This is a genomic window from Allobosea sp. CCNWLY174 (assembly GCF_037120455.1).
GTDB classification, from domain to species: domain Bacteria; phylum Pseudomonadota; class Alphaproteobacteria; order Rhizobiales; family Beijerinckiaceae; genus Allobosea; species Allobosea lupini.
In genome coordinates this window covers 1-13727 of record NZ_JBBBBQ010000020.1, presented here as the reverse complement: position 1 = coordinate 13727, position 13727 = coordinate 1, and the positions used below count along the sequence as shown (strand labels likewise).

Below are 13727 nucleotides of genomic sequence, written 5' to 3'. Positions count from 1 at the left end.
CGACCTTCACCCAGCGCCGGGCCCTGGCGCTGCGCAACGCAAAAAGCTCCGCGCTGACGCCCGACGCTTCACCCGCCTCAAGGGGCTCCAAAACTGCCGGAAACGAACTCAGCGCTGAATAAAAACTGGGGGCAACGTCAGCACGCAAGCCGCGAAGTAGGGCATCAAGGGCTCCAGGGTCGCCGCACCTCGAGACGCTCTCGTTCTGCCCGACGCATCGCCGCTCATGGGGGCAGCGAGAAGTTGGGCGAGCCCGACGACCTTTTCAGAGCAGCCCGAACAGCCTCAGCCCTATCGCTACTGACGCGATCCAAGCCCACGCGATGATCGCCGTGTTACCGTAGCGATAGAGCTCCCGCCGCCAGCGCGGCCATTGAGCCTGCCGCTCGCGGCTCTTGCGGTTCTCGACGCCGATCTGTTCCCAGTGGCCCATGACACGCCTCCCCTCAATCAGGGTACTCGCGCGCCAATTGGTCGTACAGATCCTCATCCCTAGCATCGGCGGATAGCGCCGCAGCGATTTCGTCCAGCGCTACGGCACGCCCGGAGAAACATCGTTGGAACGCGTAGGCGGCTTTCTCGTCGGCGAACCGAACCCGGACCATCCCGGCAGACCCGAGCACTGACCCAACCTCAGCATCGATCCCCCACTCCGCGACCCAGCCTTCGATGTCACGAAGCTTCGAATGGAAGCGGGCCCGGTCGACCTCGATCACAACATGATGCGGACGTGTGCTGGTCATCGCCCTCCTCCTGGCAACTGAAAATAACTTATCCCCGCACTAATTGGCGGCCGCATAATCACTCCCAGCATTGGGAGCACACAATATGCCAATCTCGATCAGCTACCGCCTGACCGATCGCGTCGGCTTCTCGCTCAATCTTCGCGACGCCATAGTGCTTATCTTCTGGTGGCTATAGTCGCTCCGCAGCCTTTTGCTGCGGCCACGCTTGAAGGGCTTTCATTCAACCATTCCAACCCCATTTCTTGGAAAGGCAGAAATCAAAGGACCAAAACACGCATGTCGTGCGATTGCGAGCGGCTGGCGGAAGCGATCTATCGGGAGATTGAAAGGCAGCTTCCTGTACGCGACGGCGATGTCGCCTCAGACAATCTAGACCTGCATTCTGTCTTGATCGACGGACAATTGGATCTCGTGAAAATCGCAGCCTCGCTGACGAGACGGTTTTGCGTGCTTGAGGGCAATCTAGAAACGGTCATAGCTCAGGGCTCTTCGCGCGCAGTTCGCCAATTTAGGTAGATTTCGGACCGCTCAGACTAGCTTCGCCGGGGCTTGGCGCGCGATCGGGATCCGCGAGCCAGGCTGGCGACCCGTATCGAGCAGCAATGAAGAGGGGGTTAAGCGAAATCCGGAACTTTCTGAGCACGGCTTGGGTTGAGGTTTGCCAAGCGCGCGTCGCCTTTGAGCGAACATCAGGCTCGGAGGCCATCGATGGGTATCGTCTGGACCATCATCATCGGCTTCGTCGCCGGCATCATCGCAAAGTTCTTGTCGCCCGGCTCGAATGAGCCCGCAGGCTTCGTACTCACTACAATCCTCGGCATCATCGGCGCCTTCGTAGCCACGTTCCTGGGGCAGGCATTGGGCTGGTATCGGCCGGCGAAGGTGCGGGACTGATTGGCGCGGTCATCGGTGCCGTGATCGTGCTGATGGGCTGGTCGATGATGAGCCGCCGCAGCGCCTAAACACACCAAGGGGAAATCTCATGAGCGACAGCAACAACCGTGGCTTTCCATCCATGACCGCTTTGCTCGGCCTACTTGCGGTCGCAGGCTACCAAAATCGCGACAAGCTCGCGGAGTGGTTCGGAGGTTCACAGCAGGGACGGGCGCCGCAGGATGCGCCCCCCGGACTGGACAACGTCATCGGCGGGTCCCAATCCGCCACAGCTGGCGGGATCGGTGGCATGCTGGGCAACGGCATCCAGGAGCTTATCGAACGCTTCCGACAGGCCGGCCGAGGCGATGCTGCCGACTCCTGGGTACGAACCGGTCCAAACCAGCAGATCGAAGCCCCGGATCTCGAACAGGCGATCGGCCCTGATGTGATGGACCGCCTGGCGACGCAGACCGGCCTCAGTCGAGATGAAATCTTGGCGCGCCTTTCGAAGCAGTTGCCTGAGGCGGTCGACCGGTACACGCCCGACGGCCGCATCCCAGCTTAGGGCCCAACAGGCCAGTTTGTGCTCAGTTTGGTGGCTCGCCGAACCCAGCTCCCGCTCACAAGCGGCATAGTGCGAAGCTTTGGCTGGCGACGCTGGGAAGCCAGCCAACGCTCCCACGAGGGCGGGCCGCCTCAAGCCAGTCTTCAAATTTTTATAATTAGAACAATTCGGAACTGCTATCGTCAGCCAACGTTGTTCCCATGGTGCCGGCAAGGCGCCCAACCAGGAGAATAACAATGAACCGCACACTTCTCGGCCTCGTCGCCGCGTCCGCTCTCGTGGCGAGTTCTGCCGCCTTCGCGCAAACCACCATTATGATCGGCCAGCCCGAGCAGACCCGTATCAAGGAGTACGTGGTCAAGCAGAAGATGAAGCCGGTAACCATCAAGGAGAAGGTCACGGTAGGCGCCATGCTCCCCGCTGATGTCGAGCTTCAGACCGCGCCCAGCGATTGGGGCCCCAGCGTCACCAAGTACCGCTACGTCTACACCGACAACCATGTCGTGCTGGTCGAACCGTCCAGCCGGCGCGTCGTCCAGATCATTCAGTGATGATCTGAGCACCCCTCTTGGGTGTTGCGCGGGCCTCGTCAGCACTTGCTGGCGAGGTTCGGGCAGTTCTCGGAAGCCGAACGATATGCGGACGTTAGCGGCAATCGCTGCCATCACAGCCTTTTTGGGAGTTTACTTCGCGGCAGTGTGGTGGGCGACACGTTCGTCCGACTCGGTCGTGGGGAAGCGAATGGGGGCGCGAGGGCCGCCTGGATCTGAGGAATCTCGCTCAATCGACAGGCGGGAATAGGTGGCGCCAGGAGAGTTGCGGCGGGAAGTAGTCACATGCTGGTTGGCCATTATCGGCGGGGCGACACCGAGAGAAGTGCGTTCCTTCTTCTGCTTTGGAAAGTGAGGTTGCTGATGCTCATGGTCCTAGTGTTCGCGTGCCTTACGTAAGATGTCTACCGCTATAATCATTTGGGCCGCGATTATAGTCGGAGTAATCGGGGTTATCGGGTGTGCAGGACGAGGCGATGAGTAATTAAGAGGAGGAGCAAAATGTCTTTGCGCGCAAGATACTTTGTGGGCAGCTGGATAACCAAAAACGTCAGAAGAGGACCGGGAGACGCTAAAGATTTAGCGATTCGCCTTTTGCTTGAGGCGAATGCTCGCGGCATTCCGCCCAACGAAATTACAGCCGAGTGCTCCAACCCAAAAGCTGAGATCGAATGGGTGCTGCACGGATCTCACTTCAGTCCCAAAATAGAGCAACCTCGTTAGCTTCGTTAAGACGGCGCTTAGTGCCTCGATCTTGGCAGCTTCGGCTCGATCGAACGCAACCCATGCGTCCAGGCATTACCTTCGGATACGATGCTCCGGCGGCCGGCTGACGTTGCCCCCTGTTTGCCCTCGTTCATAACTGGACTCTGTTCTCGCTGTGGTCCGTTCTGGACCGGGTTGCAAACTCGTTCGGGGTGAGGCCGCCAAGGCTCGTATGCGGCCGGTGGGCGTTGTAGTCCGTTCTCCATTCCTCGATTAGCCGGCGAGCGCTCGGCAGGTTTCGGAACATGTGCTCGTTCAAGCATTCGTCCCGGAAGCGGCCGTTCAGGCTCTCGACGAAGCCGTTCTGCATGGGCTTGCCTGGTGCGATGTAGTGCCACTCGACCCGGCTGTCTTCCTGCCATTGCAGGATCGCGCGCGAGGTAATCTCGGTGCCGTTGTCGCTGACCACCATGAGTGGCCGGCCGCGAAGGACGATGAGTGCATCGAGCTCCCGGACGACGCGCTGGCCGGAGAGCGAGGTGTCGACGACGAGCGCCAGGCACTCTCGCGTAAAGTCGTCGACGATGACCAGGACGCGGAAGCGGCGGCCATCGACGAGTTGGTCCGCGACAAAGTCGAGGCTCCAGCGCTGGTTCGGCCCCTGCGGCATGGTCATCGGCGCCCGTGTCCCGAGCGCACGCTTGCGCCCGCCACGCCGGCGCACCATCAGACGCTCCTCCCGATAGAGCCGGAGCAGCTTCTTATGGTTCAGCGCGATGCCGTCCCGCCGCAGGAGGATGTGCAGGCGCCGGTAGCCGAACCGCCGCCGCTGACCCGCAAGGGTCTTCAGCCGCTCCCGGATCTCCACATCGTCTGATCGCCGCGAGGCATAGCGATAGGTCTTCGGGTCGAGCCCGATCAGACCGCAGGCCCGACGCTGCGAATAGCTCTTCTCTGCGATCGCCCAGTTCACGAACGCTCTCCGCGATCCGGGCTTCAGAAGTTTTTTCCGAGCGCCTCGCGCAGCGTCGCGACGTCCAGCATCGATTCCGCCAGAAGCTTCTTGAGCTTGCGGTTCTCGTCGTCGAGCGCCTTCAGCCGACGCGCGTCGGACACCTCCATGCCGCCATAGCGACTGCGCCAGTTGTAGAAGGTCGCGTCGCTGATCCCGTGCTTGCGGCAGATATCCGCCACCGCGATCCCGGCCTGATGCTCCTTCAGCACCGCAATGATCTGCTCTTCGCTGAACAGGCTCTTCTTCCCTCCGTCTCCTTCCGACGGAGTCCAATTCAAACCGAGGGCGCCTCAGGGGGCAACGTCACGGCCGCACCGCGATGTACCGCCAGATGGTAGGCCGCTCGTTGTCATGTCAGCGATGGCGCTGCACTAACTCACGAGGCAGCCCAGATCATAGCCGACATGTTGCTGGGGACGAGGCCGCCCAGCTTCGTAAGGTCGGCATGCTTGAGGAAGCGGACATCCGCGAGCGTGCCGTCGAACAGTGCAATATGGTTATCCGCGAGACCGTCCGCGCGCCGCCGACCCGGCAATAGCCGGCGGCAGCCGATCGGAGACATCCGAGGACCCCAACATTGTGTTGGCAGGATCCACCCTCTGGTTCCTTCCGTGCAGATTAATTTCGGGGGGCGTACAGGTTGCAAGATGCTCAGCGTATCTGCGCCGCATCTCGGGAGTGTTCTCCGCCCCATCAAGCCAGGCGATATAAGCCAGCGGCTTGATGGTCACAAAAGCCACTGCGTTGCCCGCGCGCAGAAGGTCGTCGATGGACTGCATCGCGCTCCGGTACCAAACCTCATAGCTTTGTGTGGGCTCGATAGCGTCGCTGCCAATTGCCAGGAGATCGGCAAAATCGTCCTCGTCGTACCACGGCACAATGGCCGTGTACGATCGATCGTTCGTTGACATGATAGCCGCCTTGCCGCGGTCTAGCTGCGGCGAAAGAGGTCGGGAAACGACCCAAAAGCAAGGGAAGTCGGCTGGCCTGAAGTAGGCGCTCTTAAGGGCTGGTTGTCAATTTTAGAATGTTCAAAGCCGGCTCTCGGCACTCCTTCAAAGGCCCGGATCTGCCACGAGCAGAATCTCTTATCTTCACTCAGCGCTCTCGATTTGGGCGTGCGACGAAAACGATCGAACCAACCGAAATGAACTATTTCAGAAGGTGGGGCGTTTATTCTTGTTGAGCCATCACAAAGTTGATTGCTCTGACTTTTCAGACTGCGCGGCACTCGATGCAGCGAACGATGGCAAGGAGCGTTCTGCTCGGACGAGCGACGTCGGACGGTTTTGTGCTTTTCAACCGGTTAACTAACCCTTTGAGATGGTTCGAGGACCGGAAATCTCGGTAACTGGAATGGATCGAACCTCAAATGGTCGACGACAAAAAGCCGAAGACGGAATTTGATCGAGGTCGCGAACAGATTGAGGGGGTCGACCTTAAACAACCGCGCCGCCGCGGGAAAAAGAACTCTGCAGCTGGCCCACATGTGAAAAAGGGCTCGACCAACTTTGAGGCAACGCCCGGGGCAGGTGCTCTTCCATTGACCGTTCCGACCGACGACATTGATTCCGGCACCGGTTGATGCGGTCTGCCGCGTTCCGCAACCTTGCAATCAGTTGAGGGGCGAAGCGCAGGCGCTACGGCAGAGTAGTCCCGAATGGACCTAGGCAGCCAACCTTAGAATGTTTGTAATATGGCCTCCGATGGAGCATTGGCGCGGGCCTTTGGGGCGGTTGGAAACGTGCGATGGCTTCTCACTACCCGCTAGGCTGCATCCTGATGGCCGCCGGCCACGGCTGCGCATTGATCGCAGGAGCATTCGTCCTCGGATTTTTCGGATTGAAATGAGAGCAGGTAGATACAGGCCAGCCCATAGATTTTCGCCTCGTCCGCCTTATCGCGCAGCCCTTTGAACGATGCATGGCGCAGCTTGTCGTCATGCCTCCAGCCGCGACAGGCGATTTCGGCCGCGAGCTTCGGCAACTGCGTTTCGCGCGAGTACAGACGTTCCTGACATACACCGCTTAAGTTCCCCCGTCCGACAGTCTCCCATGCGCGGAACAAGAGCACTGCAGCGCGGTTGAGTCGCGGGAGTTTGTTGTGTTGCGTTGGGAGTGTGCCATGGCCGGTCATCGTGCCCAGTGGAAGGGCTTTATCAAGTTCGGCCAGGTGAGTTGTGGAGTAGGCCTCTACACCGCCGCCAGCACCTCCGATCGCATCGCGTTCCACACTTTGAACAAACCCACCGGCAATCGCGTAAATCGCATCTTCGTCGACAGCGAGACGGGCAAGCCGGTCGAGCGCGAGGACCAAACCAAGGGCTTTGAGATCGAGAATGGCGAGTACGTCATGATCGATCCGGAAGAGGTCGCGGCCACGATTCCGGAAAGCGACAAGACGCTCGCTATCGAGACTTTCATCCCGTGTTCCGATGTCGACGACGTCTATTTCGACAAGCCCTACTACCTCGTGCCGACCGATCGGGTCTCCTCCGACGCGTTCACCGCGCTCCGTGATGCCATGTCGAAATCGAAGGTCGCCGCGGTAGCTCAGACCGTTCTCTTCAGGCGTATGAGGACGGTCCTGATCCGGGCTCACGGCAAGGGCCTGATCGCCACAACGCTGCAGTACGACTACGAGGTTCGTTCTGCGGACAAGGCATTCGAGCAAATGCCGAAGCTGCGCATCAAAGGCGAGATGCTGGACCTGGCGAAGCACATCATCGCAACGAAAAAAGGAAAGTTCGATCCGGCCTCGTTCGATGACCGTTACGAGGCGGCGCTGGCGGAGTTGGTTAAGGCGAAGACTGAAGGCAAGGCCCTGCCCAAGCGAAAGGAGGTCAAGGTTTCCAAGCCCAACGATCTCCTTGAAGCCTTGCGTGAGAGCGCTAAGGCGATGGCCCAGGGGGCCCGGCCGCGCGCAGCTGCGAATGCTAATCGCGGGACGGCTTCTCGCCCTCGGCACGGGTCTGCCGCTGCTGACCCCGCCCAGCAGCGCAAGGCGAGTTAAGGAGAGGCGACATGGCCCCTCGCCCATACTGGAAAGGCTACCTCAAGCTGTCCCTGGTCACGTGTCCGGTCGCAATGTCGCCTGCGACCTCCGAGAGTGAGAAGGTGCGATTCCACACCTTGAACAAGGTCACCGGCAATCGTGTCGTTTCCCAGTATGTCGACTCGGTCACTCGGAAGCCGGTTAAGGACGAGAACGAGATCAAGGGCTATCCGCGGGGCGAGAACGATTACGTCATGCTCACGGACGACGAGCTTGACGCTGTCGCGCTCGACACCGTCAAGACAATCGACATCGAGAAATTTGTGCCGCGCGAGAGCATTGAGTGGGTCTACCTCGAAAAGCCCCATTACCTAGTGCCAGACGATCCAGTTGGGCATGAGGCCTTCGCCGTGATCCGGGACGCAATGGCGTCCGACAAGGTGCTGGGAATATCGCAGCTGGTAGTCGGCCGGCGCGAGCGCGCCGTCGTGCTGGAGCCGCGTGGCGAGGGAATTGTGTTGTGGACGCTACGCTTCGGCGATGAGGTTAGGTCGGAGGCATCTTATTTTGGGGAAGTGCCCGACACGGCCGATCCAAGTCTCATCCCGCTCGTTCAGAGCTTCATCAAGGATCATACGAAACCGTGGTCGCCGGATATGGTTGCAGACCCGGTCCAAACTGCGCTTCTGGACATCATTGCGGCCAAGAAGAAGGCGCTCAAGCCATCCCGCATCGGGAAGGCGAAGAAGGGGGACGGCCCGTCCGAGAGCAACGTCATCGACATCATGGAAGCACTTCGCCAAAGTTTGGCCCCTCGCGGAGCGAAAACGCGCGCCTCATGATGCGCGCATGACCGACAATACCCGGCTATTCGCTGCTCGACGCCGTGCCTAGCTATTGCACTGCGGATTTAGGCAGCCCAGTGTGGCCGGGAGGGAAATGCAAGAGCGCGAGCGCCTCTCCAGTTGCATCGTACTCGTCCGCCAATTCCAGAAGGACTTCAGCAAGATCAACGTCGTGGGATGTGCTGGCTAGCCGCCGGCATGTGACGGCTGCCGCGTGAAAGAACGCAATCTGCTCGTCCTTTTGATTGAGAACGTGGGCCTCGAATTCTACCATGATAATTTGCTCTAATGCTTAGTCGTCCACCCACCGCCGGGTCATGAACGCTTGATGCGCATGTCGCTAGCGTTCTCGCTGTTGAACTCTAGCGAGGCCTGGTAGATGACCTTGCCAGCCTCATTCTCGACAGCGACGCGCATGTCCACATGGGAGCCATCCGGTAGATTTTCATTCGCCATATCAGCGAGAGCCAGTTGAGCCTCGCGTGCAGCGGCTTCGTCGTTGGGAAAGTCGAATGCTTCGGGGCTCAGGTCGAGCTTCTCGCCATCATAAGTAGCGAAGCGATACTTCGGCATGGTTCACTCCTAGAACCCCCGCCCTTCGATCTGAACGGTTGGCGCGGTGCTCAGTTCCAGAACTCCTCACTGATCACGCGCCAGCGCGAGGCAACCTATAGCTCAGCTCCTCCTCGATGCGGGCATGAATGCCAGATCATGCGCCCCGCTCCCTGTCGCGCAGGAACCGGGCGGTGACAGCCTCGATCAAGTCGCCCTCGCTCTCGGCTGAATTCAGGAGAGCAGCGACAACATACGCGAGGTTGGTCCGCTCGTTCGGGACTGCCGCGGGTAAGTGCTCCACGGCGTCCAGGGTGCTGAAGGCGAGCGCGAGAGAGGGATCAAGCAGCAACGCGGAGACGCGGCCGGGGCACAGCTCATTAGCGAGTTCGAGCGGTACAAGGCGGCAATAGGCTGAAACGAAAAAAGGCCCGGCCCCGCGTGAGCGAGACCGGGCCTAGAGACTCTCGCCTGCACTGCTGGGGAGGAGCAACTGGCCCGGCGAGAGGCATGGCGCAGGTCGAAATACGCCACTGGGACGTTAGCACCCGGGGCAGAAAGAAAAAGCCCCGCGGGCGCGAACCAACGGGGCAAGGCACTCTGCAGGAGACCTCTCGCCGCCACAGTGGCTGGGGGGCGGAAAGGACGGGCGAGAGGGGCGGCGCCGGATTAGCAGCGCCTATTCGGTCAACGCCGAGTCACGCCCCATGTTCCTTTCGAGGTAGCGCGCGACGGCGAGGTCAACCAGATCTTCCTCGGTCTCGGCCGACAGCAGCAAACCAGCAACTATATGGGCCAGGCCGGTTCGCTCGTTTTCGGGGTCACCACGAACGAGGTTGAGCTCTTGAATTTTCGCCCAGGCGGAATCGAGAACTCGGCACGCACGCGCGAGATCATTGGGGTCGTTTAACGAGGAGAAGGGCATCTCCCCACCCTGCACCGAAACAAGGCCAAACAGCAGCGGATGGAAGGTGCATCACCGTACCGCTGAAACGCTTATACTGCCCCGCCGTTGCACGCCAATGAAACGCCTGGACCGACGATGAAACCAGAGACCTTGCTATATGCGGTGGCGCTCGCTGCCGTCGTGCTGGCCTGCTGCGTTACGGTGGGCGCACCGGCCGACAAAAAGGTCCCCCGGCGCGAGCCAACAGGGCCGTTTCCTCAAGATGCCTGTGCTCGTCGGAACCCCTCGATGGCGCGTCGGGTCAGATCGTCTCGTCTTCCGCATTGGCCACCAAGCTGACGACAATGTAAGCGGGCCGCGTTCGCTCTCGCTCGTCATATGGATCGGGCAGGTCCAACGTCCGAGCCCACTGGCGCAATTGCCAGTTCGGCGATCCGGGCCTCAGCGGCCTAGCAATCCCTCGCAATTGTGAATGGCGCGTCCGCCGAAGCCAATCTCGGAAGTACTACGCATTTTGGTCCTCGAGGGTGGATGTGCTGACAACCCAACCATGAGCGTGCACCGGTGTTCCGTTCTGGCCTTTGCGCTCGCGAATAGCACCGCCCCGTGTGGCCTTAAGCGGAGTGGCTATGTCGGAACATCCCGCACGAGCGCTCGTTTTCTTGCTGCGCGGTCCATCTTGGCGCGCCTGCCGGAGAGCTCCAATGAACAGCATCATCTACATCGTCGGCCTCGTGGTGGTCGTTCTGGCCATCCTGTCCTTCCTCGGCCTCCGTTAGGAGTTGATGTCATGGCAATGGACACAGCGGACGTAGTCGTCGTCGCGCCGGGAACCGGCGACAAATCCTCTTATCTGGACTGGAGCCCAATCTTTGGCGGCGCTGTGATAGCAGCCGCAATCACTACCATCATGGCGGCGTTCGGTTCGGCCATCGGTCTTTCGATGGTTTCAGCCGACACGTCCCGTTCATCCGGCTTCACTGCCCTGGCGATTGCAGCCGGACTCTGGACGCTTTGGGTGACGATCTCTGCGTGCGCTGCCGGGGGCTACCTGGCGGGGCGTATGCGTCGGCCAACCCTTGATGCCTCAGTTCACGAACGTCATGTGCGCGATGGCGCGCATGGCCTGGTCGTCTGGGCGGCAGGTGCCTTGTTGGTTGCGATGCTCACCAGTTCGGCGATCACCGGTGCGGTGAAAACCGCCGCTGCCGGGGCCAGCGCCGCAGCAACGGGCGCTGCGGCTCTCGTCAGCCAGCAAGCCGATCCGCTCGCTTCGGCACTCGATACCGTGATGCGGTCCAATGGCGCGCAGCCGGTTTCAGCGGAAGAGCGTGAAGAGGCATCTCGGATCCTGACCCGCAGCTTGGCCAACGGCGCGCTGGATCCAGCCGACCGGGGCTACATCGCGAACCGGCTCGCCGCACGCGCAAATATTTCCCAGCAGGACGCCGAGAAGCGGATCGACGACGCCTATGCGAAGCTCAACCAGGCAAAGGAGTCAGCCAAGCAAGCTGCCGAGCGCGCTCGACGGATGGGCGTGATCACCGCTTTCCTCACTGCGGCGGCACTGCTGGCAGGTGCTGCAGCGGCTTGGTTTGCAGCCGTCTTAGGCGGCAAGCATCGCGACGAGGAAATTGATCTCAGTGCGCTGTTTGGACCACGGTAGAGCGGGTTAGATTGGCCGAACTTAGACGTCTCGAACTTCATTGGTTCGCTACGCAACGCCCGCGCCCTCCAGGCGCGGGTTATTGATTTGCTGTAGTACCAGGATGGCACCCATGTTCGACGGGTTCGCATTGGATTTCATCGAAGTAGCTGAGGCTGTCTTACGTGTCCGGCATGGCGGCGAAGGTCCACCGCTACTCTTGCTCCATGGCCATCCGCGCACGCATACGACCTGGTGGCGCGTTGCGCCTTTGCTGGCAGATCACTTCTACGTCGTGTGCCCGGATCTGCGCGGGTTTGGTCAGTCTTCAAAACCAAAAGACACGGCCGATCACGTCCAGTCTTCGAAACGTGCCAAAGCCCAGGACTGCGTCGAGCTCATGGCCAAACTGGGGTTTGAGCGCTTCTTTCTGGCAGGCCATGACCGCGGCTCTTACACCGCTTTTCGGCTTGCTATGGATCATCCTCGCGCCGTGGAACGCCTGATAGTGATGGACGGCGTGCCCATCATCGAAGCATTGGAGCGCTGCTCCGAAACCTTTGCGCGCCTTTGGTGGCATTGGTTCTTTTTCTGCCAGCCCGAAAAACCCGAACGCGCCATTCTTACCGATCCGCTCCTTTGGTACGGAGGTACGGCCGAAACAATGGGCGCCGAGAATTTCGCCGATTTCCATGCGGCGATTCACGACCCCGCAACAGTCCACACGATGATTGAGGACTACCGTGCGGGCCCGGCCGTCGACCGTGACCATGACGCGGCAGATCGCGCGGCAGGGCGGACTTTGCAATGTCCGTTGCTCTGCCTCTGGTCCGAACACGATGACCTTCCTACGCTCTATGGCGATGTCTTGGAGGTCTGGCGGCCTTGGGCACCCGACCGGCGCGGTCAGGGGGTCCCGAGCGGCCATCACATGGCTGAGGAAGCACCGGAAGCCCTCGCTAAAGCTATGGTGCAGTTTTTCGCATAACGACGTCCTAGGCAGGCGGCAGGCGTTGCCTAAGGCCCGATTGCCGGGAACCACTCGCTGCCACGCGCTGTTTGTTCGCCGCCAGGGGCCGAACAACTGCGCGAGGGCGTATCAGTGAAACTATCTGGTGGCTGCAGTTGCGGACAGGTCCGCTACGAACTCGACGGCGACCCTATCCGTGTCGGAATCCGCCATTGCGAGACGTGCCGCAAAGAGTCGCGCTCGGCCTTCTCATTCTTTGGCATCTGGCCGAAAGTAAGCACTACGCTGTCTGCTGAACTTGGTTGCCGGAAAAGCCGGGCTGGAGGCCGCCCCTTTTGCCCCGCCTGCGGATCGTCGCTGTTCGATTGGGAAGACGGCTCCGACAAGATCGAGATCAAGCTCGGAACGCTGGATAGTCCGCCAAGCGCCCTTGTGCCTGCCTATGAGCTCTGGACTGTACGGCGCGAACCGTGGCTCGCGCGCCAGAAGCGTGCCGAGCAGCATACGCGAGACCGGGAATCTGCCGAGCAATCATGACGTCTCGCGATTATCCGGTGACACCCGATGGCCGGTATTTCCTGGTTGGGGGACGCCTGTGGCGCGCCACCAACCCGGCGATATCAGGGCCGGAGCGGGATGCATTAGTCGGTGCGTTGATGGATGCGCGGCGCGCCGTCAAGAAAGCCAAGCGCGGCAATGGGGATCTGGCGCAGGCCCGTGCTGCCGTCAACGCGGCCAAGATTGCGCTAGGTGAACGCGGACCCATTTGGTGGGCCGACAGCGCCCCCGACTACAATCGCCACCTTGCCAAGCATACGCCCTACGCTGCGTGGGCTCTCGCTGTGCGTGGCCACAAATAACCGAGAGAAGCTGATGCCCAAGGAACCTGCGCTTCTCTTGTGACCTTCAATCGGTCCTTGTTGATGGGCGACTGGATCTCGTGAAAATCGCGGCGACGCTGACTAAATGCTTCTTCGTGCTGGCGGACGATCTGGAGACGTTGGACGCGGACGCCCCAGCCGAGGTTTTCGCCGTTTAATGCCATAGCGCTCCAGCAGAAACCGACAAGAGGGCAAGCCAGTTGAAAGCTGCGAACGCTGGCTGAGCCAGCTGCTTTGGAGCGGATCATGCCTGCCCTGCGGAAATTCTCACGAACGTTGGTTAATCTTGTTGCCTATGCGGTGGTGCTTCGCTGGTCCTTTCAGCCGGATCGAGATTTGAATGCTCGTTGAGCCGCGAACCGTACGCTTCGCCAGGTTGCTGCTTGCCTGCGGTCGCGAAATGAATCGACCTTCTATCGGAACTTTCTACGCACAGCTGCGGTTCATGGGTGGCCCCGATCGCACATTGCGCCGG

At 60.5% G+C, this 13727-nt stretch carries 17 protein-coding genes and 1 pseudogene; 10 read left to right on the top strand and 8 right to left on the bottom strand.

Going from position 1 to position 13727, the window contains the following annotated elements; translation table 11 throughout:
• Positions 1–265: 265 nt before the first annotated feature.
• Both V7S63_RS28530 and V7S63_RS28525 read right to left on the bottom strand, forming a co-directional pair.
• Positions 266–433, bottom strand: a complete 168-nt coding sequence (locus V7S63_RS28530) for a hypothetical protein (protein ID WP_336532809.1) — start codon at positions 431–433, stop codon at positions 266–268.
• A 13-nt stretch (positions 434–446) separates the two neighbouring features.
• Complete coding sequence (locus tag V7S63_RS28525) at positions 447–743, bottom strand: hypothetical protein (protein ID WP_336532808.1); 297 nt, start codon at positions 741–743, stop codon at positions 447–449.
• Between the two features lie 711 nt (positions 744–1454).
• Between V7S63_RS28525 and V7S63_RS28520 the strand changes: the two are divergent.
• The 3 genes and pseudogenes from V7S63_RS28520 (at position 1455) to V7S63_RS28510 (ending at position 2738) form a co-directional block, all read left to right on the top strand.
• Positions 1455–1708, top strand: a pseudogene (locus V7S63_RS28520) (GlsB/YeaQ/YmgE family stress response membrane protein).
• A 20-nt stretch (positions 1709–1728) separates the two neighbouring features.
• The gene (locus tag V7S63_RS28515; protein ID WP_336532807.1) at positions 1729–2187 is read left to right on the top strand and encodes a YidB family protein; all 459 of its coding nucleotides are present in this window, start codon (positions 1729–1731) and stop codon (positions 2185–2187) included.
• Positions 2188–2423: 236 nt separating this feature from the next.
• A complete protein-coding gene (locus tag V7S63_RS28510; RefSeq protein WP_336532806.1) occupies positions 2424–2738 on the top strand; it encodes a DUF1236 domain-containing protein in 315 nt (104 codons plus the stop codon).
• Positions 2739–3594: 856 nt separating this feature from the next.
• Here the strand turns inward: V7S63_RS28510 and V7S63_RS28505 are convergent.
• Positions 3595–4736, bottom strand: a protein-coding gene (locus tag V7S63_RS28505) for an IS3 family transposase (RefSeq protein WP_336532805.1) whose coding sequence is annotated in 2 segments (ribosomal slippage) — positions 3595–4451 and positions 4451–4736 — 1143 coding nt in all. Because the reading frame shifts where the segments join, the coding sequence is not laid out codon by codon here.
• A gap of 219 nt (positions 4737–4955) precedes the next feature.
• Complete coding sequence (locus V7S63_RS28500; protein ID WP_336532804.1) at positions 4956–5369, bottom strand: hypothetical protein; 414 nt, start codon at positions 5367–5369, stop codon at positions 4956–4958.
• A 461-nt stretch (positions 5370–5830) separates the two neighbouring features.
• Between V7S63_RS28500 and V7S63_RS28495 the strand changes: the two genes are divergently transcribed.
• Positions 5831–6043, top strand: coding sequence for a hypothetical protein (locus V7S63_RS28495; protein ID WP_336532803.1), 213 nt, complete (start codon positions 5831–5833; stop codon positions 6041–6043).
• Positions 6044–6225: 182 nt separating this feature from the next.
• Here the strand turns inward: V7S63_RS28495 and V7S63_RS28490 are convergent, their stop codons facing one another.
• On the bottom strand, positions 6226–6444 hold the full coding sequence (locus V7S63_RS28490) for a hypothetical protein (protein ID WP_336532802.1): 219 nt from the start codon (positions 6442–6444) through the stop codon (positions 6226–6228).
• 138 nt (positions 6445–6582) lie between these two features.
• Here V7S63_RS28490 and ku (V7S63_RS28485) point away from each other — a divergent pair, with 138 nt between their 5' ends.
• Both ku (V7S63_RS28485) and ku (V7S63_RS28480) read left to right on the top strand, forming a co-directional pair.
• Positions 6583–7470 carry a non-homologous end joining protein Ku gene (gene ku, locus V7S63_RS28485; protein ID WP_336532801.1) on the top strand — a complete coding sequence of 296 codons (888 nt, stop codon included), beginning with the start codon at positions 6583–6585 and terminating at the stop codon, positions 7468–7470.
• A gap of 11 nt (positions 7471–7481) precedes the next feature.
• Positions 7482–8294 carry a non-homologous end joining protein Ku gene (gene ku / locus V7S63_RS28480; RefSeq protein WP_336532800.1) on the top strand — a complete coding sequence of 271 codons (813 nt, stop codon included), beginning with the start codon at positions 7482–7484 and terminating at the stop codon, positions 8292–8294.
• A 318-nt stretch (positions 8295–8612) separates the two neighbouring features.
• Here the strand turns inward: ku (V7S63_RS28480) and V7S63_RS28475 are convergent, their stop codons facing one another.
• On the bottom strand, positions 8613–8870 hold the full coding sequence (locus tag V7S63_RS28475) for a DUF6894 family protein (RefSeq protein WP_336532799.1): 258 nt from the start codon (positions 8868–8870) through the stop codon (positions 8613–8615).
• A gap of 658 nt (positions 8871–9528) precedes the next feature.
• Positions 9529–9774: a hypothetical protein gene (locus V7S63_RS28470; RefSeq protein WP_336532798.1), complete on the bottom strand. Its 246-nt coding sequence runs from the start codon at positions 9772–9774 to the stop codon at positions 9529–9531.
• 772 nt (positions 9775–10546) lie between these two features.
• Between V7S63_RS28470 and V7S63_RS28465 the strand changes: the two genes are divergently transcribed.
• The 4 genes from V7S63_RS28465 to V7S63_RS28450 all read left to right on the top strand — a co-directional run bounded on the left by V7S63_RS28465 (position 10547) and on the right by V7S63_RS28450 (position 13231).
• A complete protein-coding gene (locus V7S63_RS28465; RefSeq protein WP_336532797.1) occupies positions 10547–11422 on the top strand; it encodes a hypothetical protein in 876 nt (291 codons plus the stop codon).
• Positions 11423–11534: 112 nt separating this feature from the next.
• The gene (locus V7S63_RS28460) at positions 11535–12389 is read left to right on the top strand and encodes an alpha/beta fold hydrolase (RefSeq protein WP_336532796.1); all 855 of its coding nucleotides are present in this window, start codon (positions 11535–11537) and stop codon (positions 12387–12389) included.
• Positions 12390–12503: 114 nt separating this feature from the next.
• Positions 12504–12908 (top strand): GFA family protein, encoded by a 405-nt coding sequence (locus tag V7S63_RS28455; RefSeq protein ID WP_336532795.1) that lies wholly within the window; start codon positions 12504–12506, stop codon positions 12906–12908.
• Positions 12905–13231, top strand: a complete 327-nt coding sequence (locus tag V7S63_RS28450; protein WP_336532794.1) for a hypothetical protein — start codon at positions 12905–12907, stop codon at positions 13229–13231. Before V7S63_RS28455 ends, V7S63_RS28450 begins: the two co-directional genes overlap by 4 nt.
• 301 nt (positions 13232–13532) lie before the next feature.
• Here the strand turns inward: V7S63_RS28450 and V7S63_RS28445 are convergent.
• On the bottom strand, positions 13533–13727 hold a 195-nt coding region (locus V7S63_RS28445), incomplete at its 5' end, for a hypothetical protein (RefSeq protein WP_336532793.1).

Excerpts from the sequence above, each read along its gene's own strand:
- V7S63_RS28530 (WP_336532809.1), bottom strand. The coding sequence starts at position 433 with ATGGGCCACTGGGAACAGATCGGCGTCGAGAACCGCAAGAGCCGCGAG.
- V7S63_RS28525 (WP_336532808.1), bottom strand. The coding sequence starts at position 743 with ATGACCAGCACACGTCCGCATCATGTTGTGATCGAGGTCGACCGGGCC.
- V7S63_RS28515 (WP_336532807.1), top strand. The coding sequence starts at position 1,729 with ATGAGCGACAGCAACAACCGTGGCTTTCCATCCATGACCGCTTTGCTC.
- V7S63_RS28510 (WP_336532806.1), top strand. The coding sequence starts at position 2,424 with ATGAACCGCACACTTCTCGGCCTCGTCGCCGCGTCCGCTCTCGTGGCG.
- V7S63_RS28500 (WP_336532804.1), bottom strand. The coding sequence starts at position 5,369 with ATGTCAACGAACGATCGATCGTACACGGCCATTGTGCCGTGGTACGAC.
- V7S63_RS28495 (WP_336532803.1), top strand. The coding sequence starts at position 5,831 with ATGGTCGACGACAAAAAGCCGAAGACGGAATTTGATCGAGGTCGCGAA.
- ku (WP_336532801.1), top strand. The coding sequence starts at position 6,583 with ATGGCCGGTCATCGTGCCCAGTGGAAGGGCTTTATCAAGTTCGGCCAG.
- ku (WP_336532800.1), top strand. The coding sequence starts at position 7,482 with ATGGCCCCTCGCCCATACTGGAAAGGCTACCTCAAGCTGTCCCTGGTC.
- V7S63_RS28475 (WP_336532799.1), bottom strand. The coding sequence starts at position 8,870 with ATGCCGAAGTATCGCTTCGCTACTTATGATGGCGAGAAGCTCGACCTG.
- V7S63_RS28470 (WP_336532798.1), bottom strand. The coding sequence starts at position 9,774 with ATGCCCTTCTCCTCGTTAAACGACCCCAATGATCTCGCGCGTGCGTGC.
- V7S63_RS28465 (WP_336532797.1), top strand. The coding sequence starts at position 10,547 with ATGGCAATGGACACAGCGGACGTAGTCGTCGTCGCGCCGGGAACCGGC.
- V7S63_RS28460 (WP_336532796.1), top strand. The coding sequence starts at position 11,535 with ATGTTCGACGGGTTCGCATTGGATTTCATCGAAGTAGCTGAGGCTGTC.
- V7S63_RS28450 (WP_336532794.1), top strand. The coding sequence starts at position 12,905 with ATGACGTCTCGCGATTATCCGGTGACACCCGATGGCCGGTATTTCCTG.